This window comes from Streptomyces sp. NPDC046862 (assembly GCF_040704615.1).
Lineage (GTDB): Bacteria > Actinomycetota > Actinomycetes > Streptomycetales > Streptomycetaceae > Streptomyces.
This window is the reverse complement of sequence record NZ_JBEYXP010000057.1, coordinates 13,331-36,576: the sequence shown is the minus strand read 5'-3', so window position 1 is coordinate 36,576 and position 23,246 is coordinate 13,331. Positions and strand designations below refer to the sequence as shown.

Genomic DNA, 23,246 nt, shown 5'->3' with positions numbered 1-23,246 from the left:
GGACCCGACCCGGGCTCCGGGCGGGGCCGGCTGAGCTCAACTACCCGGAGCCCGCCCTGACCTGCCACGCAGTCGAGACGTCCCGATAGGTGTCGCGGGTCTTCTCCAGCCCGTCCTCGATGGCCTGTGTACCCTCGTCGATCTTCGCGATCGCGTCGTCCCAGCTGTCGTGGAACTCGTCGCAGACGTTGTCGAGTCAGGGCGTTGCCGGAGTGCAGAGCACGCAGTGCCAGTGCCGGTACGGAGTCGAGAGAGCGGGCAGGTGCACAGCCGCGAGGGCGCGGAGCGGAGCATGGGCTCCACCGTGAACACAGGGGCCCTGAACGCAAGGGCCGTGAATGCAGTGGCGGGGTAGGGCTGGGCCGGTGAGGACTGTTTGTCACAGGCAGTCTCTCGACCTGACCCGCTCCACCGTCGAGAATGACGCGGCGGAGTTGAGCGCTCGGAGGCGTCAGCCCACGCTGCGCAACACGACCAGCACCGCGCCGCTCCCCAGCGCACATGTCAGGGCGAGCGCCAACAGTTTGCCGCTGTGGCTGCGGTAGCCGCGTACGGCCGCCCAGACTCCGGTGGCGCCGACGACCGCCAGGACTCCGCTCACCACACGCGTGGCGACAGAGGAGTTCGGCAGGACCGTCGCCGCGGCGCCGCCCAAGGCGACCATCGCGCTGAGGATGCCGGCGAACATCGCCGCGTTCCACCAGGTGCGAGACGTCAACCGCTCCCGGCCGCCGTCACCCATGTCGTTCATCAGCATGTGCGGCAGGCTACGCGATCGCCCGAACCGGCGTAACCGACGCGAAGCTCGACCGCTCGCCGGTTGCGCAGTACGCGGCTGACATTTCGCTGTCAGAGTTTCCAGTCGTGACCGCTGTGGCGAGCCCGTTGCTGTGCCGCTCGTGAGCGCTCCGCTGCTTCCTGACGCTCCTGTTCGATCTCGGCGCGCTGGTCCTCGAGGTAGCGCTCGGCCTCGGCGCGCTGCCGTTCCCGTTCTTCGGGGGACTGTTCCTCGTACTCCCGGCGAGCCTGCGCGATGCGTTCGCCGAGAGCTTCGGAGTACGCGCCCACGCGCAGGGCTTCGCGGAGGCCGGTCCGTCCGGAGAGGACCTCCTTGGCCATCTCCTGGAGTGCGGGGTTGCCGGACGAGTTGTCGGCGAGGCGCTGCAGCGACTTCCGTAGAGCACGGGCCCGTGCCTCGTCCCGCGCGATGTCCATCAGGTCCGCGTCGCCGATCTGGCGCTCTTCACCCATGGTGGGGATCTCTCCTTACTGCCGGTTGCTGTCGGCAATGGCCGAGCGAGGGGACGACAGCGTCAGGCGACCGCAGGGTTGTCGTAATTCCCGCCCACGGAAGGGAAGTTCTGGAAGTGCCCGTAGATCTCGGCGCCCAGCGATTCCAGGACGCCGACTCCGCCGTTGACGATGGTCTGAGCCTGGGCGAACATCTTGGTCGCGTCCCCCCACAAATTGATCAGCCGTGTGATCTCGAGAGCAGCCAGTCCGTACCCAAGGAGAGCGCCGGCTCCTGTCCAGGCCAGCAAGGTACCCGCGGCCATTTCGACGCCAACAATGATCAGGCCGTCGATGATGCCGCCGAGTACGCCCTTGATGGCCTCCGCCGTCGAATAGGCGGCGTGGGCCAGCCTCTCGTACGTGGACTGCAGGGAATCGAAGGTCTCGCGGCAGCCGGTGAGTTTCTTCGCCAGCTCGTCGAAGTAGATGTAGGCCGCGTCCGCGGCATTACCGTCCCATGTCGAGTCGAGAGAGGAGTTCCCCGACTTCAGGTTCTGTGCCACGCCCTCGCACGCCTTGCCGATGTTCTGCCATACGGAGGCGCACTCGGCGAAGGACTCCCAGTCACCGGCGAACCACTGGATGACTTCGTCCAGGGGATTGAAGCCGAAGACCGCGTTGTACGCCTCCATGACCCAGTACGACGGGCTGACGAGGTCGCTGGCGTCGTTGAAGACGTCCAACAGGAATCCCTGTGAGAACTCCTCGGGCTTCTTCGGGGCGGTCAGGTGACTGGTGGGCTCGGATACATCTGTAAAGCCGGACAATGGGGGGCCTCTCGGGGCAGGCTGGCGGAGTCAGCGCTTGCTGGGCGGGTAGGTGGCGTCCATGGACCGAGCGGTCGCGGTGTCGGTGTTCCCGTAGTAGGTGGCGCTCTTGCTCAGCTCTGTCTCCGCTGCGCGCAGTACCGACTCCGCCCGTGTCATCGCGGAGTTCACCTCGTCGACCACTGACCGGTGGGCGCCGATGATCAATTCGATCAGGCCCTGGTTCGAGATGCCCACGTCGCTGTTGTCCTGTGCGTACTTCCGTGCGTGCTGCATGTCGTCAGCGGCTCTGCCCACTTGCGACGCATAGCTGGTCAGATCGTCAGCCTGGACCCTGAACCCCATCAGTCCCCCTTTGTCCTTCAGCCTCAGCAGTTCGGACACGTTATCGCACGCCACACATCAGGCCGAACGGCTGTAGGTGATCGAATGAGCCGTCGAACCGGTGAACCTTGACTCTTCCTTGGTGAGTTGGAAGGTGATTCTTTGGTTTTCCCCGGCGCGGACAGAACGCGCTGTTCATGCGGGTGTCCGGCTGTCAGGAGTTCGCCGCGTAGTAGCGAGAAGAGGGAGCGAGAAGAGGGGTACCTCGCATCTCAGAGGACCAGCCCGGCGGAATTGTGACGGGAGTTGTGAGGGAGTGGCGAGGAGAAGTTGTGAGGGGGGTGAGGAGCGACGTCGATGGCGTCAATGCGCGTCTGTCCTGCGGGCACCGGCAGATGGCCGCGATCCACCGGACGGGCGGCCTCTAGCCCGACGATCCGCGGGTACGCTCCCGGTGCCCCTTGCGATCCGGAACACCCATGTAGCCGGCCTCACGCTCGGTCTCACCGAGCCACAACCGCGGGACCTGTTGCTGGATCGCCGTGACCAGTGCCTCGCGGGAACCCGCGGGGACAGGGAGGCGGTAGCGCAGTCGCGGGAGGGTGGGTTGCAGCGGCTCCTCGTCACGGACCATGGGCCACAGGACCGGGTCGTCCCGGTCGATGTGAGTATTGGGGAAGAGTTCGATGGAGTACATCTTCACGCCGCTCTTCCCTGCCTTGCTCCAGTGCAGTCCGACTCCAGCGAGGCTCTGCCAGGGGATGACGTTCCCCACCTTGCCGTTGCTGACCCACAGCCCCGCGTCGTCGACGCTCACGCTGGAGCGCCGACCCGACCAGGCGACGACCAGGCTTCCGACGCTGATGACACCCATCAACAGCCCTATGACGATTCCCCCGATCCCCTTGGGGTTTGGTCCGCTCTCTCCGAGACCCGCGGTTACCGCTATGCCGCCGAACAGAACGAGCGCACTGATCGCAGTGAGGGCGATGCCAAGGGGAATCATCCGCCGCGAAGCCTTCTGGCCGGTGCGCACGACAGTGGCGGTGGGGGACGGGGATGGGGACGAGGGTGGAGGGAGATCGCGAGAGGACGACATGGGCGGAGTGTAGGGAACGTTTCCGCGACCTCACCCGGCAGGGTGTTGGCCGCTAGGCTCCGCTGCCATGACGAGGCATGGCGGTGAGTCAGCACACGCATCGGAGGCGGCGACACAGGGAGGGACGAAGCCCCGGAACGGTCAGCCACGGTCTGACGATGGCAGCGAGAACGAGCTGCGGGCACCGTTCCAGGCTCAGGGCCGACCGGGCCTCGCGGAAAGCCGACGGCGCGACGCGCGGCGGGCGCGCCGGATGTACGCGGGACTCGCCGGGTTGGTTGCCGCTCTCTGCCTCGTCCTCATCGTCGTACGTCTCAGCCGGGGCGACGCGCTGGGTGTCTGGGCCGCCACGTACGCCGTAGGCGTGGTCGTCAGCGGTTTGGGTGCCGCGCTGGCCCGGAGTGGCCGTACCCGCTGGGCGATGGCGGTCACTTGTATGGCGGTGGCGGTGGCGAGTCTCGGTGACAACCCGGCCTTCCCGCGCTGAGGCCGGCATCGGACGAAGTATCGGTCAGGCGAAGTAGCTGGTGCGACGTATCTGGCGACGTATCAGGCGAAGTAACTGACCAGGAACGACACCCCGGCCCCCACGATCCCCACGCCGATCATCCCGAGCATCACCAGGCGCGTCACTCCACGCCCCGACGCCTCCCACGCCGCGTCGTACGAGATGCGGCTCTGCCCGAACGGGGCGTAACCCGTGGCGAGGCAGAAGACTCCGAGGCCCGTGAGGACCCAGCCGCCGAAGAAGGCTCCGAAGAAGCGCCAGGCCCGGTCCGTGCCGCTCTGGATGTAGTCCCCGTCCCCGGCGGCAGCCGTCGTCGGCGCGTCCGTCTGCTGCACCGACAGCTCGGTGCCCTGGGCGTACCGCTGCCTGAGCTGCACCGCGGCCTCGGTGTCCTTGCTCTTGCCGTTCTCGGAGACGAACGTGCCGGTGCAGCGGATGGGGCGGCGGTTCTTGCGGCTGCTTCGGGAGGCGTTGTTCGGGTAACTCACCTCGCACACCCTCACGGTGAGCGTGCCGTGCGTGCCCGCCCATCCCGCCGCGTACGCCCCCTCGTACGCGCCCCAACCACTCAGAGCGAGGCCGGCCAGGAGGAAGACCAGGCCGCCCGCGCGCCCGAGGCGGCCGAAGGCCCTGCCGACGAGGCCGGCGAGGCCGGAGCGGGAACTGTCTTTTCCGGTGCCTTGCGTTCGGGCCATGACAATGCCGTCCTTCTCATCCGCGGCTACCTCTTCGGCCGGTGGGCGCAGTCAGCATGGCACCTGTGTCTGTGGGCATGGAGGGGAGGGTGCGACACTGCGCCGCCTCCCGAGTCGGGGGATACTGCGGGTGACGCGAAGCGAGGAGAAACGAGGAGTGGCGAGATGACGAGTCGGCCCGAGAACTCCCCGAACCCGCACGGTTCTTCGCCGGAGCGCGGGGTGCTCGACGAAGCGCTGGAACCGGGACAGCTACGGTCCCTGAACTCCGCCCTGCGCAAGCTGTCCGAAGCCGACGGCGGAGCGAACAGGGACATGCAGGACGCGGCGAAGAGGCTGCTCTCCGGCCGCCTCGCCCTGCGCGAGGCCCTGGACGACCCCGCCGTGGCACGCGCCCTCGGCGGCGGTGGCATGGCGTCGCTGCGCGGCCAGTGGGAGTCGCTCCCCGAGGAGGAACGGGAGCGGATCAGGAGCGAGGAGGCCCCGCCGAGCGGTGACTCGGCCCCGGGGGCTTCCGAGCCGAGGCGCTCGGAGGGTGACCCCTCGTCGCAGTCCGGCAAGAAGAGCCCGGGGCGGCACAGTGGTGGGTTCTCGCTGTACTGATCGCTGTACTGATCGCGGTACTGATCGCTGTGCTGATCGAGGTACGGGTCGCGCCTGCTGATTGAGGAGCGCCCCCCGGTGGAGTCAGGCCGTGCGGCCCTTGTTGCCGATGAGGTAGGCGAGGCCCCAGGCAGCGGCCGCGGCGAGCGGGAGGCCGAGCAGGGAGAACCAGTCCACCCCTCCGCCTTGGGTGTCCCACCAGGCCTTGGCCGGGTACAGCGGGTTGTCCTCCAGCATGTACCTGAGGGGCATGAGCGACCCGTCCTTGAGGAAGAGGCTCACGACGGTGTTGGTGTAGCCGAAGAAGGTGCCGAGCACGGCGATGATGGCGGCGCCGACCCGGGCTCCGTTGCTGCCCCTGCCCACCGTGCCGGCGAGGGCGCCGACGGCCGCTCCGTTGAGCAGGGCATGGAGAAGGTAGAGGGCGTTGCTGACGGTGGTCGACTGCTCCTTGTACGTGGCCAGGTTGATGCCGACGTAGACCAGCGAGATGACGAACGAGACGACGAACCCGAGGAGGATCGCGCCGAACGCGTTCCCGGCGTTGCCCGTGCCTGATTGCCCCTGCCCGAAGGGGGCTGCCGGGTACGGTGTCGCGTGCTGCATCGGCTGCATCGGCGGCTGCCCCGGGACGGGCGGCGGGCCGAATGCCGGTTGCTGCTGCGGGAGTTGCTGCTGCGGCGGTTGCTGCGGCGGCCCGGGCTGGCTGTACGGGTTGTAGGAACTCTGCGGCGCTTGCGGCGGCTGCGGGGGTTGCTGGGGCGGCTGGGGTGGCAGCGGTGGCGGCTGGAACGGCGGCTGGCTCATCGATTCCCCACGTTGTGAACTGACAGGACCAGCAAGCTATCAGTGAGATCAGGAGGGGCCCGTCGGAGCCCGAGCGGGCTCCGTGAAGGGCGTCTCGGGCACGTACGGAACGGTCCGGAGCAGCAGGGACAAGCACGCATCCGGCAGCCGCAGACACTGCCCCGGCCGGCTCAGAACAACCCGTGCCACATCTGCTCGACGATCAGCGACCACCACGCCTCGGCGTCCCCCAGCGCGGAGGCGTCGACGGCTGCCAACTGCTCCTGCAGCGACACGACTTCACTCCCGGCCGCGACCGGGTCCAGGCCCTGCATCCGCTGCCGTGCCGTGGCGAGCGCGGCGAGGGAACGGGTGAAGGCGGCGACGGAGATGTTGACGTAACGGGCGGCAGCGGTGACCGGGTCCACCGCCCAGACCGCGCCGAGGCCGTCCGGTTCCGTCGTACCCGGCAGGCACTGCACCGCGATCACCGCGACGCCGTCGAAGCCGATCCGCGACAGGTGCGCCAGGACGCCGATCTTCTCCTCACCGGCAGGGCTGCGGCGCTCGCGCAGATTCGTGGAGACATCGGTGAACAGGCCGCCGGCCGGAGGCGCGTCGGGCCGGTCGGCGGTGAAGAACAGGGGCAGATCGACGGGGAGCCCCGCCCAGGTGAGCGTGGCCTTGGTGGTCTCGGGCAGCGGGCTGCCGGCGATGTCGTCGGCGTCGTATCGACGTACGCCGTCCTCACCGAAGACGTCGACGAGGTGACGGCCGAGGGTCACGTCGCGCATCGGCTCCGCGGGCGTCACCTGCGCCGGAACGGGCACGCGGTGCGGACGGGGCGGCGGCTCCTGGCCGGCGATCCGGTGCATCGTCTCGACCTGCTCGACCAGCGCCGCGATGCCCTCGGCGCGCGCCTCGGGACGGGCACCGTAGTTCTGCGAGCAGGAGAGCTGGGCGTTGGGGAAGGTGTTGAGGAGTTCGGCCGTGTAGCCGCCGGGGAGCAGGCTGGGACGCAGGTCGGTGTGGATGGCGAGGACGCTGTCGACGGGTGCGTTCAGCTGCCGGAGGTCGGCCCATGCCTGGTACTCGGCGGGGGGCAGGCCCGGGCCGGAGTTACGGAAGAGGGTGCTCTCCTCGCCGCTCGCCGGGTCGACGTAGGTGAAGACGGCGGTGTTTCCGGGGCCGGTGACCGGACGGGCGCCCTTCGCCCCGCCCGCGCCCGGTGCGTCACCGCTGTCCTCGTTCCCGTGCTTCTGCCGGTACATCCGCACGACCTCGTCGACCGGCACCGAAGGCCAGACCGTCAGCTCGCCGGTACGGCGGTCCACGACCCCGCACGCGTTGCCGATCTCGGCGGGCGGCCGGCGCTCCCCGGTCTCGGGGTCGCGCTCGGACGCGGGCGGCGCGGCCCACACGACCCACCCCAGGTCGAACTCCTGCGTCCTGACCTCGCGCCGCGGCTCCGCCGAACCTTCCGGGTTGAGCCAATGGTCGGCGACGGCGAGCGCCTGCTCCTGGCTGGTCACGGGGGAGGCTCCTTCGAGGTGGTCGGTCGAGAGGCGGGAGAGGGCGGTGTCGTGTGTCTACGAGGCTATCGCCGGGGCCGCCGGGCGGATGCGGAGGGCCTTTGCCCCGCGCTCGGTGGCGAGGAGGAGGATGCCGTCGGGGGAGAGGTCGGCGGCGGTGATGGGAACGTCGGAGATCAACGCGGCCACGACTTCCCGACTCTCCCGGTCCCACACGCGCAGGTAGTCGGCGCCACGGCTCAGCCCGAGCGGGGCGGCGGCCCGTTCGTCCTCGGAGGGGCGAACGATCCGCGTGGGGTCGGGATCGGTGTCGCTGAGGTCGTCCGGTCGTACGAGGGCGTGGACGAGCACGGCAGAACGGCCCGCCTGATCCTGTTCCCCCGTCTCGCCCACCGGGCGCGCGCCAGGGGTGTCCGCGGGAACGACGAGAACGGCGACGGGGGTGGCCTGTCCTTGCGGCTGCGGCAGGCTGCCGACGGCCACCGCGCTGACACCGGGAACGGGCAGGCTCCACAAGGTCTGCCACGGCAGTTCGACGCCGAGCCGACGGTGTACGGCATCGGCGTACTCGGGCAGACCGTCCTCGACGAACGCGGTCTCGAGCAGCGCGGCGCGCAGCGTCGTGGACGCCTGGGTGCGGGTCAGCAGGGGCGCCGTGCGGAGGTACGTACGGGCCGGTGCGCCGAGTTCCTCCGTCGGTACGGCCTCGATGGCGGCTCGTAGCGGTACCGGGTCGGCGTGCACGAACAACCCCGGATCCGTGAGGAGTTGGGGCAGGAGTCCAGCCTCCAGGGTGTGGCCCGCGATGTGGTCGCGTACGTAGGGGTCGGCCCGGCCCCAGTCCTGCTCGGGCACGGCCTCCAGCAGCGCCATGGCGATCTGCGTCTGGGCGGCGCGGACGTTCGGCAGACCGGCGCGGATCTCGTCGCCGATGGCCGGGTGCAGCAGCCGGAGCAACGTGCGCCCGCTGTCCTCCTGCCCGTCCTCCTGCTCGTCCTCCTGCTCGTCCTCCTGCCCGTCCTCCGTGTCCTCCGCATCCTCGGTTTGTACGAAGGGTCCGGCGAGCAGCATTCCTCCGGCGAAGGCCTGGCTCATGTCCTGTCCGGCTACCGCGCTCGCCAGACGCGGCCACAGATGGGCGGGTATGCCGTCGGCCTCGGCGAGGGCGAGCGGCGCCAGCATCAACCGCAGCGTCTGCGGGTCGGCGCCGAGCCGTCGGGCGTGCAGGTCGAGGGCCTCGCCGACGAAGGTCGGCAACAGGCTTTCGTCGGCGGGGTCGAAGCCCTCGGGAGCCATGAGGACGCACTGGACGGCGAGTTGCACGACCAAGGGGCTGGTCCCGGCCCGGCGGCCGATGGCGGCGCCGAGGGCGAGTCGGGGAGCGGGATCGACGGTGAACGGCAGCTCGGGGGCGCCGAACTCGGGGCTCAGCGCCGCCTGAGCGTGCAGTACCAGGCCCTCGGGGTCGGCCCACTCCGGTTCGTCGAGGTCGATCAGCCGCACGGTGCCGGGGGGCAGGACGGCGGCGAGTCCGGAGGCCAACTCGGCGGCCAGCGGACGCGGCACCTCGGCCAGCAGCCGGACGGTCTCGGTGGCGGCGAGGGGCGTGAGCACCTCCCGCACGAGCCGTGCGGGCTCGCCCGCGGCCCGGACCGGACCGGCCCGGTCGACATCCGGCACGACGACGGTCACCGGCTCTGTGAGTGCGGCGAGCTCCGCGTACACCTCCGCGGTGCTGGTGGCGTCCAGCTCGAAGTGGTCGGCGAGCAGCCACAGCACCTGCGCGGCGGTCAGCCCGTCGGCGGCGGGCACGGCCGGGGCGGGCAACTCGGGCGGCACCGTGGACGGATCCATCTCGTCCAGCGGCAGTTGCTTGCGGTATTCCGGCTCGCACAGCATCAGAAAGCCCGTGAGCAGCCGCGAACGCCCGCTGCCCGAGCTGCCGGTGAGCACGACCACGCGCGGCGCGCCGGGCGCCGCCGCACGCCACGCGGCGAGCGCGCGCAACGCGGCGGTCCGGCCGCCTATGTGGGGGTGCGGTGCGAAATCCTCGGTGTCCTCGGTGTCCTTGGTGTCCTCGGTGTCCAAGGTCGATCCGGTCATGGGTCCCCGTCCTCCGCCATGTCCTTCGCCATCGCGGACTCATTCGCGTACGACGCCGATCTTAGGCGTCGATCTGTCGATCTCTCCGCTACGCGTCCGGCCGCTGCGCCTGGCGCTGCTTGCGGTACAGGGCGATGGCCGCCTCGGTCGGGTAGTTGGGGACCGTGACGGTCTCACCGGTGTCCTTGGCGACCACGATCTTGCTGCCGCCCGGCGCCGAGGGGCGCGGTTGGCCCGAGGCGTCCGTGGTGGGCGGGAAGGTCGCGTACACCAGGTAGCCGATGTCGAACTCGTGGACGTGCAGGGGGGCCGGGGTCCCGTCGGGCAGCTTGGGCTGGGCGTAACGGCTGCGGACGATGGCCAGGGCCTGTTCGGGGTTGCTCGGGGGAACCGGGTTCTCCGGAGGAGCCGGGTTGTCCGGGGTCATGGAGCTGGTCTCCTTGTTGTGGCGGTTGTACGGGTTGCGCGTCGGTCGGGTGCCGAAGCCACTGGGCCCTGACGGTCACATGGGGAAGTCGGGCCACAGGGCTGCCCTGAGTGAGCGGCGTTCCGCACGTGCGGCACTGTTGGGGTCGGTTTGAGCGACGCCACAAGTCAGTCGGTTTCCGTCAGGCCGGCCCTCCAAGCGCCTGCGGCAGCTCCTGCCTCGTCGATGCGGGACAGCGAAGCCGTCAGGGCGTCTCTGATCGCGACACGTTCGAGTCGGCTGCCGGCAGTCGCCAGCATGCACCGGATCATGACGTAGTGCTGGAGCAGATCGATGAACTTGGCCAGGCTGCCGGCGATCAACAAGCTCGTGCTGCCTTGCACTTCGTCGTCATCGTCGTCATCGTCGACTTCGTAGTCTTCGACGTCCTCGTCGTCGAAGTAGTCGTCGAATTCGTCATCGCTGCCCCAGTCATCCGCGTTCAGTAGATGGACCTGCCCGGTGGGGGCGTGGAGGGCGATGTCACTGGTCACCCATGTGCCGAATGTGTAGTACGTCCCTGGGGGCGTGCCGTCCGGCAGGCTCTCGGGATCCGGCTCGGTCAGGCCCTCTTCGTCCAGTGCGACCAGTCGCATCTCGACACCCTCGAAGGCGGGCAGGCCGATGTCGGTGAGGATGCGACGCGACTCGGTGTCCGTCAGTCCTTCGGGGAGCCGGGTTTCGGGCAGGCGGCGCACGACACCCGGTTCGAAGAGGCCGGCGTCATATGAACCGGAGGGCTGTGGTGCCCTGGTGTACAGGGCGGCCACGAATCCGGGATCGTCGAACATCGGCTCACCGTGCACCCTGCTGAACTCGAACCCGGCGGTGGAACCGCTGGGTTCGACGGCGAAGACGCCGCCGAGCCCCGTCACCACCACGACGTCCCCCATCGTCACCTGGCCCGAGACGAAGGGAGGTTCCAAGGTGTTGAACACGGTCAGGTCGATCCAGGCGGGTGTGACGTTGCGTTCGGTGCCCGGAAGCCACAGCGTTTCGCGCTGTCCTGGTGCGGGCACAGCATCAGGCCAGGGCCCGGCCAGGTCCTCACCGGTCTCTGCGTCCCAGACCCGGTACCGTCCGTCCCACTCTCCTGGAGCGGTCACCGCATGGCGCCCCGGGCAGTAGTCCTCGGGGGCGACGGACGGCCGGCCCAGCGGGCCGGGCCGGACGAACTCCGCGCTCAAGGAACCCGGCGGCCTCCAGCGGGCCCAACGCACCCGCCACGGAAGGTGCCGCCCCGAGGCCACGATGTCGGCAGCGGTCCGGAGGTCGCCGCGCACGGTACTCATCAGGTGCAGCCAGGACACCCATTCGTCCTGCGGCAGGGAATCAACACCGCACATCCACAGATTGACCGCGTCGCCGGCGGGGGACTCGCCGTCGATCGCGTAAGGGGCGTCACTGAGGGCCGCATCGATCAGGGCCACCTGATCGAGGTGAGCCACCAGACGGCCGGAGCGCTGCACCGAGGCGAACTCTCCCGCCTGAACCGCGTGCATGGCCAGCCCCTGCGTCAGGTACGGGCCTGTCGCCCCGGCCATGGCCTGGTCGCGCAGCCACTCGACGACTTCCACATTCACAGCACGTACGACATCGGGCTCGATGGTCCGGCGCAGAGCCTCGGCCACGCGTTCATCACGGAAGCGGACCCAACCGTCGGCTTCCACCTCCAGTAGCCCACCTGCGGACTCCAGCGCCGCGGTGACATCCAGGGCCCGCCCCAACTGCGAACCCAGTGCGAGACCGAGCCGCTCCCACACGTCCATGGGGGCATGACGCGGTTCGGCCAGTGCCAGTGCCCGCAACGCGTCGGCATCGACCCGGTCGAGTACCTGCCGTTCCGTGGACTCTCCAGCGGGGTCCGGCCGGAGAGTCACCACCAAGTGATCGTGTCCCCGCCTGACGTCCGGCAGATCCCGTTCGATCAGTACCTTCACCCCAGCAAGCGCCAGCTCGCCGGTGAGGCGGTGCACCATCCGTTCAGGCTCAGTGGAGCGTCGTGTGCGGCCCGCACGCTGGGCGTTGGCAATGATGACCAAGCCGCCGCTCAGGGGGGAGTCCTCGAGCGCGTAACCCCAATCGGCTCGGCGCTCCGGCGGAGTGTCGAGTCCGGCTGCTTCCATCACCCGTTCGATGAGATCTTCAGAGGTCAGCCCTGTGGCATCCACGAACATCGATTCACGGGCGACGTCGTGCAGTTGGAGCAGCATCCTGGTGCGACCGGAACCCGGGGGGCCGGTCAGTTCCGCAACCCCTGGTTGTCCATTGCCCTGCCACTCCATCATGTCGGCCAGGGCTTGTTCAGGTGACACGGGTGAAGAGTTGGGCGTCTGAGGGGTCATGGCTGACTCTGTTGACTTTCCATGTGTCCAGGGGGGCAGGCTCTACGGAGAGCCTACTTGCGATGCGATCGCCTTCCAAAGGCCTTCCACCTTCTTGACGCGTGCCTTTATCTGGCGATTGCGTTCTCGCTCGGCTTGTGTGGCGGGGTACTCGTTCTTGACCTGGTCCGTGATGCTCTTCTTTTCGTCCTGCGGGAGAGCAGCGTTGGGGGGCAATCCGAGTTCGATTCTGCGCTGTTTCTGCAGCTCCTTGGTGCGCTCGATTCGCTCCGGTTCCTTGTCTGCCCGATAGGTGGTGCTGTAGTAGACCGGCTTTCCGGCAAGGGCTTCGCCCAACAGGTTGGAACAGTTGGCGTCTTTCCCGAGGCCGCCCTTCTTGTCACCGCAGGGCTCACGTTCGGTGTACAGGGCCGTGATCTCGTACTTCCGTCCCGTTGTGGCGTATGCCTTGTTGACTTCGTCGATCCAGTCGGCGAGATGCCGTTCCGAATGCTTCCCTCCGACGCCGGTTCCGGGCGGCGGATAGGAGGAGTCGGTTACATACTCGATGGTGCCGTCGTCCCGCTGTATCTCGACCGCCGCGAAATTCCGCTCAGTCAAGTCGGGGATGTGTTGCTCCGGGACTTTGAACTTCGTCATCATGTCTCGGACGCGTTGTCCTGGTGACCTGTGCTTGGCTACGCCTTCGGAAACCTTGCCATTGTCCATCGGGTTCTTGTTCACGCCGTACTGCTCGTGAGCCGAGTCGCTGAGGCGGGCCAGTGTGGACACGACCAGCATGCGTTCGCCCCGGTTCAGGGACGAGAATCCTGGCAGTGCCTTGTTCAGCCCTTCCGCCGTGAACGTCCTGGGCCGGTCAGGGGAAGCGTGAGGGCTGGTCTCACCTGCGGCCACCCGGAGAACATGGGCGAGTTGTCCGTTCTTGGCCCACGTTTGTAGCTGTTGGTCGACATGGCCGTGCTCCAGCCGGAACACGGGGTTCGTCACACGGACCTGTGCCTGTGCCTCGTCCGGTGGCAGGTTGCTCCGCAGTGTGGTGATATCGCCCGGCTCGCGGTTCAGGCGCGGATGCGAGTCGTCCGGATGTGGTTCGAGGCCCGCCTGCTTCTTGTCCGCCTCTGTGCCGTCCGGCTGCTGTCCGGCCGGGTCGGCAGGCCGCCGATCCTCGTCGGTACGCGGCTCGGCGACGGACCGAGCATGGGGGCGGTCGGCACCGGGCTTGCTGGAGTCCGTGCCGCCCGCTCGGTCCGGGTTCACCGGCCGCCGGTTCGAGTCCAGCGGGATGGCGAAGACGCCGTTGCTGCCGTTGTGCAGCGGGTTCGGGCTCGTGCGGCCCGTCTGGGCGTCGATGTAGGTGACGCGGCCGTTGTGGTTGACGGCGTTCCAGGCGTGGGCGCGGCCGTTGGCGTCCTGGGTGATGATGACGGCCTGGGAACCGTGGCCGCTGTTGCGGAGGGTGTTCTCCAGGCGGTTGAAGGCGTCGCGGCCGTTGCCCAGGTCGTTGAAGCGGGCGCCGAGCGTGTTCTCTATGCGGTCGCGGCCCGCCTTCTCACCGCGGTCGGAGGGGGTGCCGTCGGCGTTCGGGTCGGGGGTGCGGGCCGCGGCGGCCGTGGGATTGCCGGCGTACGTGTCCACCGTGGAGAGGGCCACGTCGGCACAGTTGTTGTTGCGGCCGGGGACGTCGGAGCCGTCGCCGTTGACGCGCTGGACCCAAGGGCCGTCTGCCGGGTCCGGGGGCCGCGTGGGGTCGCCGTTCTCGTCTCGGGGGACGGAGTTGTCCAGGGCGCTCTGTTCGGCGGGGGTGGGGTGGGTGACGCCGCCGGGTGGGGTGGTGTCGCGGGTGGCCGTGGCCGGGAGCGGGTCCTTGTGGGAGGCGTCGTCGCTGGACTGGTGGTCGGGGTCGTGCGCCGAGTGTTCGCCGGGGGTGTGGTCAGGGGACTCGGCCGAGTCGTGGTCCGGGGGGTCGCCCGACGGGTCCGACTGCGGGGTCTGCTGGTCCTGGTCCTGGTCCTGGTCCTGATTCTGGTCCTGGTTCTGGTCTTGGTCTTGGTTCTGCTGCTCGTCCTGGTGCCCCTGTGCCGAGTCGTCCGTGTCCTGGTGCTGGGACGAGTCGGCCTCCGCGGGGGAGGTGTCCGTGTCGTGGGGCTGGGGGGTGTCGGCCTCCGCGGGGGAGGTGTTCTCGTCCTGCTGGGACGAGTCGGTTCCCTCGTGGGGAGCGTTCGTGTCGTCGTGCTGGGTGGTGCCGGTTCCCTCGCTGGAGGTGTCCGGCCCGAGCTGAGAGGGGTCGGCTTCCTCCTGGGGAGTGTCCGTCCCCTTCTCGTTCTCGGAGGCCTCGGTTCCCTCTTGAGAGCTGTCCGCAGTGCTGTCCGTAGAGCTGTCCGCAGTGCTGTCCGTAGAGCTGTCCGAAGAGGTATCCGTCCCCTGTTGCGATGCCTCAGCCCCATCCTGAGACGTGTCCGTCCCCTGCTGGGAGCCCTCGGAGCCCTCGGCACCTTCGGAACCCTCGGAGTTCTCAGCGCCCTCGGAGTCCTCCGCGTCGGACTGCGTGGTGTCTATCGGGTTCCGGTTCGCGTCCAGCGGGATGTGCCAGACGTGTTCGGCGTTGTCGATGTGGAGGGGCTGGCTGCTGACCTGTCCGCTCTGGGTGTCGATCCAGACGATGTTGCCGTCGTGGTTGACGACGTTGAAGGCGTGGCCGCCACCGCCGTTCGGCCAGTCGACCTGGACGATGGCCGCTGAGCCGGGACCGGACTGCTGGAGGACCGACGCGATGTTGTTCGCGGTCGCGGGGTCGCCGCCGGGGCCGGCGTAGGTGTGTGCGGCGCCCGTCCAGCGGATCTGGTTGTCGTTGGCGTTGTTCTCGGGGGTGAACGGGTCGTGGTTGCCGTTCGCGTCGTAGTCGGGGGTCCGGGCGGCTGAGACCTGGGGGTTTCCGTACCAGGTCTCCAGGAAGGAACGGGAGCAGTCCGCACAGTTGTTGCTGCGTCCGGGGACCTGGATGCCGCCGTCGTTCTGGAGCTGTGACCAGGAGCCGAAGGGGTCCGGGAAGCGTTCCGGGGTGCCGTCCTCGTTGTGCGGGACGGCGTCCGCCAGTGCCTGTTGGTCGGCCGGGTCGGGCTCGGTCAGGCCCCCGGGGTAGTGGTCCAGGTCGTCGCGGATGTCCTGCAGGCTGTCCTGCTGGGGTTGCTGCTGCTGGTGGTTCGGGTCGCCGGGGGTGGCCTGGGGAGAGCCCGGCTGGTGTGGCGTGGCGGGCGCCGCGTGTGACGGTGGCGTCGAGGAACTCGGGGTCGTGACGACCGTGTGGATCGGGACCGCCGTCACCTGCTGGTGCTGTTGCTGCTGCGGGTTGGGCGGTGTGTTCTGCGGCGTGTGAGGCTGCGCGGCCGGTTGCTGCGGGGCGTTGGGATTGTTCGGGGTGTTGGGGGTGTTGGGAGTGCTGCCCGCGGGCTGCTGGGGTGGCCTGGTGGGAGTGGTGGGCGTACCGGTGCTCGGCTGGTTCTGCGTGCTCGGTGTGCCCGGCGTGCCGGTCGTGTTGGGCGTGCCGTTCGTGCTGGGCGTCTGCGTCGGGCTCGGCCGTGTCGAGGAGTTCGGGGCGCTGTTGCTCGGCGTGGAGGTCCGGTCGGAGCCGGTGCCGGTGCCGGTGCCTGTGCTTGTGCCGGCTGACGTCGACGGGTTCTGGCTCGGGGTGCTGGTGCTCGGGTTCTGCCCCGGCGTGGACGTGCGCGTGCCGGTCGGGTCCGGGGTGTTGCGGGGAGGGGTGCGGTCGCCCGGGGTGTTGTTGGGTGTGTTCCGTTGCGTCGTGCCGTCGCCCGGTGTCGTACCGGGGGTGTTGCGCGGTGCGGTTCGGTCGCCCGGTGTCGTACCGGGGGTGTTGCGGGGCGTGGTCCCGTCGCCTGGCGTCGTGCCAGGGGTCCGCTGGGTCGGTATGCGGCCGTCGGGCGTGCTGGCCGTGCCGGGCGTGCGACCGTCCGCCGTACCGGGGATTCGGCCGTCCGCCGCCGGAGTCGTCCGTGGCGTCGACGCCGGCGACGTGGGATTCGGTGTCGAGGCAGGTCCCGTACCCGTCGGAGAGGGCGTACTGGGCGTACTGACGGAAGGGTTCCTGCCCGCACCGGAGTTGGGCGTCGGGCTGGTCGGGCTTGTGCCCGAGGGGGCGCTGCCGGACGTGCTCCCGCCGTGGTGCGAGCCGGGCACGGGCCCACCCCCGGTGGAAGGCGCCACCGGCGACGACGGTATCGACGAGCCGCCATCCGCCCGGCCCCCGGCCCCGGTACCCGCAGTCGACGGATCGCTCGTCGTCGGCGTGGGCGCCGCGTTCGACTGGGTGGGGACGCTGGCGGCCAGGCTGTCGATCGAGGTGCCGATCGCGCCGCCACTCGGCGACGACGTCGTTCCGCCGGACGATGCGGCAGCCGGCGCGGAATGCGAGGCCGGCGACGCGATGCTCGACACGGAGGGGCCGCCGCCCGTGTGGGACGGACCGGACGTGCTCGGAGTGCCGGACGAACCGTTCGAGTCCGCGCCGCCGGGCGACGTTCCGCCGGGCGAGGGGTCGTCGAAGTCCGCCAGCGACGGCCCGGACAGCGAGGGCGTCGGCCTCGGAGCGGGCGCGTCCGAGGAAGGGTTCTGGCCCGGCCCGGAGTCGGACCCGGACCCCGAGTCGGAGCCAGGGCCCGCCCCCAGGTCCGGTGCGGCTGGGCCGCCACCGCCCGTGTCGGCGGAAATCCCCGCGCCTATGTTCACGCCGCCGTTACTCGAACGTGTCGACGTGGACGAGTCCGACGAGCCGGAGCCGTCGGAATCGGAGTTCGAGTTGGACGACGAAGAAGACGAAGAAGAATCGGAGGACGAGTCCGAAGAGGAGTCCGAGGAGTCCGAGGAGTTGGAGGAGTCCGAGGAGTTGGACGACGAGTCCGAGCCCCCGTCACTCCCACCGTCCCCACCATCATTCCCCGAGCCGCCAGAACCCGACCCGGCGTCATAACCGTCAATACGACTGTCGATCGCATGGTGCGCCCGGCTCCCCGCCTTCGCCCCGAGACTGTCGCGCACCCCTTCCGCCAGCGTCTGCGGAGTCTGCTTGATGGCCTCCCAGCCGCCCTGCGCACCGGCCTTGGCGGTCTGGCCGAGGTCGTAGCCCTCCTGGGCGCCGAAGCTGACGTTCACCGTCTGCCGCACGAGGTCGGTGATGATCGCCTCGATCGCCGAGACGGCGGGCTCCTTCATCGCCTCGACGATGGCCTCCATGAGGGCCTCTTTGAGCTCGTCGAGGAGGCGGCGCACGATCAGCCGGGTGGCCTGTGTGGCGCCGAGCGCGCCGACCTCGGACAGGCCGAAGGTGAAGGGAGCCGCGGCCTGGGCGGCGAAGATCTCGATGGCCAGGGCGATCAGCTGGGCGATCACCGCCCATTTGGCGAACTCGACGATGTAGGCGCAGGCCTCCATCACGTTCGCGATGATGTACGCCGCCTGTGACGCGTTCGCGAGGTAGCCGTCGCCGCCGCTGTCGAACTTGTCGTACACCTTGGTGAACGCGTCGATCGACTCGCCGCCGTTGTGCGCGGTCACGTTCCTGGCGGCGGAGTTCGCGGACTCGTGCAGCTTGACGACCTCGTCGCCGAACTTCCGCCACAGCGCCGCGGAGTCTCTGAGCTTGTCCTCGTCCGCCGTCGGCCAGCGGTAGCCGAGCATTTCGAGAACCCACTCGAGCTCGTCCGGCAGCATCATCGACACAGCAAAAGCACCCCCGTCAGCCGACCTCGGCCGTACAACTGTCCCCACTCGAAAGGGAAATCACACAGCAGTACAGCCGAGCACAGAGTCTACGGACACACCCGCAGGCAACTTCAGGGGGTTGCTGTCACAAATCTGTTGCAGGACAGGTCTTTTGAGCGCCCGCCACGAGGTCAGAGCCCGGTCACGAGGTCAGAGCCCGGTCACGAGGTCAGTGCCCCACCCCAGGCTCAGAGCTCCTGATGCGGCCGCAACCTCGCATGCACGGTCCCCGACGGCATCTTCACCTGACCGTCGTACTCGGCCGTCGTCGAGCGCCAGATCTCTTCCTCCCTGGCCTCGTTCTTCTCCTGCGCCACGCCCATCTTGGTGAAGGCGATCCCCATCCCGGCGACGCGCGTCGCCAGGCTGCCCATCGACTCGTACATGCCGTCACGCAGGCCCTCGTAGACGACACCGAACTTCTCACCGATGTCGTCGTCACCCCAGGGCGGGGTGGCGCCGTTGCCGCCCTCGAGATGGGTCAGTCCGTCCTTCAGGGCCTTCACGGCCTGGGCGAAGTCCTGGCCCACCGTGAACATGTTGAAGCCCTCGTCCTTGAGGACCTTGAAATCGGAGATCGTGTAGTCCGACGACACAACTGCCCCCCGTGGCTCATCTTTTCTGTCGCAACGCCACCTTAGCGGTGACACCCGTACGAGCCCCACCCCTCACACGCGACGGAACACCGCGACGGAACAAGCAACGGAACAAGCAACAGAGAGGGGCGGCACCCACACGGGTACCGCCCCTTCCCCCGCAGCCTCCGGACCTCAGAACCGAGCCGGCAGCCTCCCAACCTCAGAACCGAGCCGGCAGCCACCCCGTCTGGACGAGCTGCCCACCACGCCGCCGCGTGTGGAAGTACCCACGCCCGGGCGGCAGCTGCGAGGCGGTGATGTTGCCGAGCAGCGCACCCTCCGACCGCTCGCCGGAGAGTACGAGGCCCTGGGCGCCGAGCTCACGCAGGCGCTGCATCACCGGCTCGTACAGCGACCGGCTGGCACCGCCCGAGGAGCGGGCGATGATGATGCGCAGACCGACGTCGCGGGCGAACGGCAGGTACTCCTGGAGCGGGGCCAGCGGGTTCACGCCCGTCGCCACCAGGTCGTAGTCGTCGACGATGACGAACGCGTCCGGGCTGCTGTACCAGCTGCGGTTGCGCAGCTGCTCGGGCGTGACGTCCGGGCCCGGCATACGGCGGCTGAGCGAACCGGCCAGGCCCTCCAGCGTCTCGGAGAGAGCCGGCGCCGACGCGCAGTACCGCGACAGGTGCGTCTCCGGCACGAGCTGCAGGTGGGCGCGGCGGTAGTCACCCATGACGATCTTCGCCTGGTCCGGCGTGTAGCGCTCGCAGATCTGCTTGATGAGCAGCCGCAGCATCGCCGACTTACCCGACTCGCTCTCACCGAACACGATGAAGTGCGGGTCCGTCTCGAAGTCGACGAAGACCGGCGAGAGCGACGACTCGTCGATACCGATGGCCACACCGCGGTCCGGGTGCTCGAAGCCCTTGGGCAGCCGGTCCGCCGGCAGCAGCGTGGGCAGCAGCCGTACGGCCGGAGCCGGGTTGCCCTGCCAGTTCTCGTTGATCCCTCGGATGAGGATCGACGTCGCCTCCGACAGGTCCTCCGTCTCCGAGGAGCCGTCGACCCGGGGCAGCGCGGTCATGAGGTGCAGCTTGTCCGGGCTCAGACCACGGCCCGGCACGGTGGCCGGAACGTTCTGCGCGACCTTGCGGTCGATCTCGGACTCCGTCGGGTCACCGAGGCGCAGTTCCATGCGGTTCTGCAGCATGTCCTTGAGCGCGGGCCGCACTTCGGTGTAGCGGCTCGCCGTCAGGATCACGTGCACGCCGAAGCCGAGGCCCCGCGTCGCGATCTCGGTGACGGTGGACTCGAGCATCTCGTAGTCCGTCTTGAAGGTGGCCCAGCCGTCGATGACGAGGAAGACGTCGCCCCAGGGCTGGTCGGGCAGCGCTCCCGAGGCCCGGCGCTGACGGTAGGTCTGGATCGAGTCGACGTTGTTCGCGCGGAAGTACTCCTCGCGCGCGTTCAGTATCCCCTCCACCTCGCTGACCGTACGGCGCACCTTCTCGGCGTCGAGACGGTTGGCGACCCCGCCGACGTGCGCCAACTCCTCCATCGAGATCAGACCGCCGCCGCCGAAGTCCAGGCAGTAGAACTGAACTTCGGAGGGTGTGTGGGTCAGGGCGAACGACGAGATGAGAGAGCGCAGCAGCGTCGACTTGCCGGACTGCGGACCACCGACGAACAGACCGTGACCGGCGCCGCCCGAGAAGTCCCGGTACAGCACGTCACGCCGCTGCTCGAACGGCTTGTCCACCAGGCCGACCGGCACGTTGAGCCGGCCGAGCGCCGTGTACTCGGGCGCGGTCAGGCCGCGCTCCGGGGTGACGGCGAGCTGCGGGAGGAGCTGCTCCAGCGAGGGAGCCTCGTCGAGCGGGGGCAGCCACACCTGGTGGGCGGGCGGGCCCTGGTTGACCATCCGGCCGACGAGGACGTCCAGGACGGTGTCGGCGAGTGCGTCGTCCACCCTGTTGTCGGGCTCCGGCTCCTCGATCACCGGCTGCGGAGGCAGCGCCACGTGCTCCGCGGTGAAGAGCGCGGGCCGCAGCTGGGTCGAGCGGTGCGCACGGGACGGGCCCTCGCCGTGGTACGGCCCCGACACGTACGCGGCCTTGAAGCGGACCATGGTGTCGGTGTCGTACCGCAGATAGCCGGAGCCGGGGATCGACGGCAGGTGGTAGGCGTCCGGGACACCGATCGCCGTACGGGACTCGGCCGCGGAGAAGGTGCGCAGACCGATCCGGTACGACAGGTAGGTGTCCAGACCGCGCAGCTTGCCCTCCTCAAGCCGCTGCGACGCCAGCAGCAGGTGGATACCCAGCGAACGGCCGATACGGCCGATCTGGATGAACATGTCGATGAAGTCCGGCTTGGCGGTGAGGAGTTCGGAGAACTCGTCGAGCACGATCACCAGCGAGGCCATCGGCTCGAGCGCGGCGCCCGCCGCCCGCGCCTTCTCGTAGTCGTGCAGGTTGGCGTAGTTGCCGGCCGTGCGCAGCAGTTCCTGACGGCGCTGCGTCTCACCCATGATCGAGTCACGCATGCGGTCGACGAGCGTGAGGTCGTCCGCCAGGTTGGTGATCACGGCCGCGGTGTGCGGCATGTCAGCCATACCGGCGAAGGTCGCACCGCCCTTGAAGTCCGCGAGGATGAAGTTCAGCGTCTCCGAGGAGTGCGTCACCGCGAGACCGAGCACCAGCGTGCGCAGTACCTCGGACTTGCCGGAGCCGGTCGCGCCGACGCACAGGCCGTGCGGGCCCATGCCCTCCTGCGAGGCCTCCTTGAGGTCGAGCATGACCGGTTCGCCGGCCTCGCCGACACCGATCGGCACCCGCAGCCGCTCGTGCAGCGTGCGCGGACGCCAGGTGCGCGAGACGTCCACTTCACCCGCGTCGCCGATGCCCATGAGATCCGTGAAGTCCAGGTTGGACAGGAGGGGTTCGCCCTCCTCCGCGGAGCCGACCCGGAAGGGGGCGAGCTGCCGTGCCAGGGACTCGGCCTGCGCCGGGTTCAGCAGGTCCGGCCTGCCGGTGTACGCGGACTCGTGGCCCACGAACAGCCGCATCCGGTCCGGCTTCACATACGCCGTCAGACCCGCGCGCAGCTCCTCCTCCAGTTCGCCCGGGGAGATCTCCAGGAAGGTGACGCCCTGCAGGCCCTCGCTGCTGGCGAGTTCGGAGTCCGGCGGCACGGTGCCGCCGTCGAGCACCACGATCAGGTGCGGCTGGTCGTAGACCGGGTTCGCCTCACGGTTCCAGCGCGGACGGTCGTCCAGCTGGTCCGCCAGCGCCTCCTCCAGCTCGCCGAGGTCGTCGAACAGCAGCCGGGTCGAGCCCGCGCCGTCCTTGACCTTCGGGTGCTGGCTGTGCGGCAGCCACTTGATCCAGTCCCAGTCCGCCGCCGCGGAGGGGTGCGCCACCACCGCGATCATCAGGTCCTCGGGCGAGTGCAGCGTCGCCAACTGGGACAGGGACGCACGGGCGTTGCCGTAGACCGTGTCGGTCTCGCCGCAGATCGTCACGTGGTAGAAGGCCCGCAGCGAGATGGACACGGGCAGGTCGTTCAGACTGCCGTGCGCGTCGAGGAAGGCCTTCATGGCCGCCGCGGTCAGCGGCTCCAGCTCGTCCTTGGGAGCCGTCTCCGGCGCGACGAGCGGGGTGTTCAGCTGCTGGACGCCGCGGCCGATCCGCACGGAGGCGAAGTCCGCGTCGGTCGGGCGGCGCTCCCACAGGCGCTTGCCGTCGGCCGCCACCGCCCACAGCTGCTCCGGGTCCGGATGCTGGAAGAGCTGGCTCTGCCGCTGGAGTTCGGCGGTTTTGTGGACGTCCTTGCGGACCTGTTCGAGGTAGCGGAAGTAGTCACGCCGGTCCTGGGCCATCCCCGCGCCGCCGCCCTGACGGGACTTGGCGAACTGGGCGATGGCCATGGCCAGGGTCGAGGCCAGCATCAGCCCGCCGACCACCCTCATGTAGGAGGGCAGGCTGGGCATGAAGAAGAAACCCACGGAACCCAGCATGCCCATCATGGGCAGCAGGTTCATCAGCATGCTCTCTTCGCCCTCGCGCGGGATCTCGGGCGGCGTTTCCAGCTTGACCTCGCCGTCCGGTACCACCGGGGGCGCTATCCGCGGTGGCCGTTTGATGATGACGACGCTCACCGATGCACTCATCCTTCGCGATTGATACGTCCTGGTATGACGCCCCCGTGTACCGCGACGTGTTGTCGTCCGCGTTAGGCGCCGTCCGCGTAAGCGACGATCCTACTGATGCGAGCAACGCGCCAGGGAGCCAGGAGGATGGAGATGCCGAGGGGGTCCGGGGAGGATTGTTGGAGGCCGCCTCTGCGCCGCCCGCCGCAACAGATA

General features: G+C 69.1%; 16 protein-coding genes. 2 read left to right on the top strand and 14 right to left on the bottom strand.

What is annotated here, in order from left to right:
- Nucleotides 1-451: 451 nt before the first annotated feature.
- The 5 genes from AB0959_RS42870 to AB0959_RS42850 form a co-directional block, all read right to left on the bottom strand.
- A complete protein-coding gene (locus AB0959_RS42870) occupies nucleotides 452-757 on the bottom strand; it encodes a hypothetical protein (RefSeq protein WP_366832274.1) in 306 nt (101 codons plus the stop codon).
- Between the two features lie 92 nt (nucleotides 758-849).
- The gene (locus AB0959_RS42865) at nucleotides 850-1,251 is read right to left on the bottom strand and encodes a hypothetical protein (RefSeq protein ID WP_366832273.1); all 402 of its coding nucleotides are present in this window, start codon (nucleotides 1,249-1,251) and stop codon (nucleotides 850-852) included.
- Between the two features lie 62 nt (nucleotides 1,252-1,313).
- Nucleotides 1,314-2,060, bottom strand: coding sequence for a WXG100 family type VII secretion target (locus tag AB0959_RS42860; RefSeq protein ID WP_366832272.1), 747 nt, complete (start codon nucleotides 2,058-2,060; stop codon nucleotides 1,314-1,316).
- Nucleotides 2,061-2,090: 30 nt separating this feature from the next.
- A complete protein-coding gene (locus tag AB0959_RS42855) occupies nucleotides 2,091-2,405 on the bottom strand; it encodes a type VII secretion target (RefSeq protein ID WP_366832271.1) in 315 nt (104 codons plus the stop codon).
- 403 nt (nucleotides 2,406-2,808) lie between these two features.
- A complete protein-coding gene (locus AB0959_RS42850) occupies nucleotides 2,809-3,258 on the bottom strand; it encodes a hypothetical protein (RefSeq protein ID WP_366832270.1) in 450 nt (149 codons plus the stop codon).
- Nucleotides 3,259-3,736: 478 nt separating this feature from the next.
- Between AB0959_RS42850 and AB0959_RS42845 the strand changes: the two genes are divergently transcribed.
- A complete protein-coding gene (locus AB0959_RS42845; protein ID WP_366832269.1) occupies nucleotides 3,737-3,970 on the top strand; it encodes a hypothetical protein in 234 nt (77 codons plus the stop codon).
- A gap of 62 nt (nucleotides 3,971-4,032) precedes the next feature.
- Here AB0959_RS42845 and AB0959_RS42840 read toward each other — a convergent pair whose 3' ends face one another.
- Nucleotides 4,033-4,686, bottom strand: a complete 654-nt coding sequence (locus AB0959_RS42840) for a hypothetical protein (RefSeq protein WP_366832268.1) — start codon at nucleotides 4,684-4,686, stop codon at nucleotides 4,033-4,035.
- A gap of 165 nt (nucleotides 4,687-4,851) precedes the next feature.
- Here AB0959_RS42840 and AB0959_RS42835 point away from each other — a divergent pair, with 165 nt between their 5' ends.
- Entirely contained in the window at nucleotides 4,852-5,289 is a 438-nt protein-coding gene (locus AB0959_RS42835; RefSeq protein ID WP_366832267.1) for a hypothetical protein, read from the top strand.
- 84 nt (nucleotides 5,290-5,373) lie between these two features.
- On the opposite strand, the gene AB0959_RS42830 is transcribed toward AB0959_RS42835, so the two are convergent.
- The 8 genes from AB0959_RS42830 to eccCa all read right to left on the bottom strand — a co-directional run bounded on the left by AB0959_RS42830 (nucleotide 5,374) and on the right by eccCa (nucleotide 23,039).
- Nucleotides 5,374-6,096, bottom strand: a complete 723-nt coding sequence (locus AB0959_RS42830; RefSeq protein ID WP_366832266.1) for a hypothetical protein — start codon at nucleotides 6,094-6,096, stop codon at nucleotides 5,374-5,376.
- Nucleotides 6,097-6,266: 170 nt separating this feature from the next.
- On the bottom strand, nucleotides 6,267-7,607 hold the full coding sequence (locus AB0959_RS42825; RefSeq protein WP_366832265.1) for an SUKH-4 family immunity protein: 1,341 nt from the start codon (nucleotides 7,605-7,607) through the stop codon (nucleotides 6,267-6,269).
- A gap of 57 nt (nucleotides 7,608-7,664) precedes the next feature.
- On the bottom strand, nucleotides 7,665-9,710 hold the full coding sequence (locus AB0959_RS42820; protein ID WP_366832264.1) for an ATP-binding protein: 2,046 nt from the start codon (nucleotides 9,708-9,710) through the stop codon (nucleotides 7,665-7,667).
- Between the two features lie 88 nt (nucleotides 9,711-9,798).
- Complete coding sequence (locus AB0959_RS42815) at nucleotides 9,799-10,137, bottom strand: hypothetical protein (RefSeq protein ID WP_366832263.1); 339 nt, start codon at nucleotides 10,135-10,137, stop codon at nucleotides 9,799-9,801.
- Nucleotides 10,138-10,304: 167 nt separating this feature from the next.
- Complete coding sequence (locus AB0959_RS42810; RefSeq protein ID WP_366832262.1) at nucleotides 10,305-12,389, bottom strand: SUKH-4 family immunity protein; 2,085 nt, start codon at nucleotides 12,387-12,389, stop codon at nucleotides 10,305-10,307.
- 174 nt (nucleotides 12,390-12,563) lie between these two features.
- A complete protein-coding gene (locus AB0959_RS42805; protein ID WP_366832261.1) occupies nucleotides 12,564-18,248 on the bottom strand; it encodes a toxin glutamine deamidase domain-containing protein in 5,685 nt (1,894 codons plus the stop codon).
- Nucleotides 18,249-18,484: 236 nt separating this feature from the next.
- Complete coding sequence (locus AB0959_RS42800; protein WP_366832260.1) at nucleotides 18,485-18,892, bottom strand: hypothetical protein; 408 nt, start codon at nucleotides 18,890-18,892, stop codon at nucleotides 18,485-18,487.
- A 202-nt stretch (nucleotides 18,893-19,094) separates the two neighbouring features.
- The gene (gene eccCa, locus AB0959_RS42795) at nucleotides 19,095-23,039 is read right to left on the bottom strand and encodes a type VII secretion protein EccCa (protein WP_366832259.1); all 3,945 of its coding nucleotides are present in this window, start codon (nucleotides 23,037-23,039) and stop codon (nucleotides 19,095-19,097) included.
- Nucleotides 23,040-23,246: the final 207 nt, after the last annotated feature.

What these genes read in the sequence shown, in the direction of transcription:
- AB0959_RS42870 (WP_366832274.1), bottom strand. Translation starts at nt 757, where the DNA reads ATGCTGATGAACGACATGGGTGACGGCGGCCGGGAGCGGTTGACGTCT.
- AB0959_RS42865 (WP_366832273.1), bottom strand. Translation starts at nt 1,251, where the DNA reads ATGGGTGAAGAGCGCCAGATCGGCGACGCGGACCTGATGGACATCGCG.
- AB0959_RS42855 (WP_366832271.1), bottom strand. Translation starts at nt 2,405, where the DNA reads ATGGGGTTCAGGGTCCAGGCTGACGATCTGACCAGCTATGCGTCGCAA.
- AB0959_RS42850 (WP_366832270.1), bottom strand. Translation starts at nt 3,258, where the DNA reads ATGGGTGTCATCAGCGTCGGAAGCCTGGTCGTCGCCTGGTCGGGTCGG.
- AB0959_RS42845 (WP_366832269.1), top strand. Translation starts at nt 3,737, where the DNA reads ATGTACGCGGGACTCGCCGGGTTGGTTGCCGCTCTCTGCCTCGTCCTC.
- AB0959_RS42840 (WP_366832268.1), bottom strand. Translation starts at nt 4,686, where the DNA reads ATGGCCCGAACGCAAGGCACCGGAAAAGACAGTTCCCGCTCCGGCCTC.
- AB0959_RS42835 (WP_366832267.1), top strand. Translation starts at nt 4,852, where the DNA reads ATGACGAGTCGGCCCGAGAACTCCCCGAACCCGCACGGTTCTTCGCCG.
- AB0959_RS42830 (WP_366832266.1), bottom strand. Translation starts at nt 6,096, where the DNA reads ATGAGCCAGCCGCCGTTCCAGCCGCCACCGCTGCCACCCCAGCCGCCC.
- AB0959_RS42820 (WP_366832264.1), bottom strand. Translation starts at nt 9,710, where the DNA reads ATGACCGGATCGACCTTGGACACCGAGGACACCAAGGACACCGAGGAC.
- AB0959_RS42815 (WP_366832263.1), bottom strand. Translation starts at nt 10,137, where the DNA reads ATGACCCCGGACAACCCGGCTCCTCCGGAGAACCCGGTTCCCCCGAGC.
- AB0959_RS42810 (WP_366832262.1), bottom strand. Translation starts at nt 12,389, where the DNA reads ATGCTGCTCCAACTGCACGACGTCGCCCGTGAATCGATGTTCGTGGAT.
- AB0959_RS42805 (WP_366832261.1), bottom strand. Translation starts at nt 18,248, where the DNA reads ATGATGCTGCCGGACGAGCTCGAGTGGGTTCTCGAAATGCTCGGCTAC.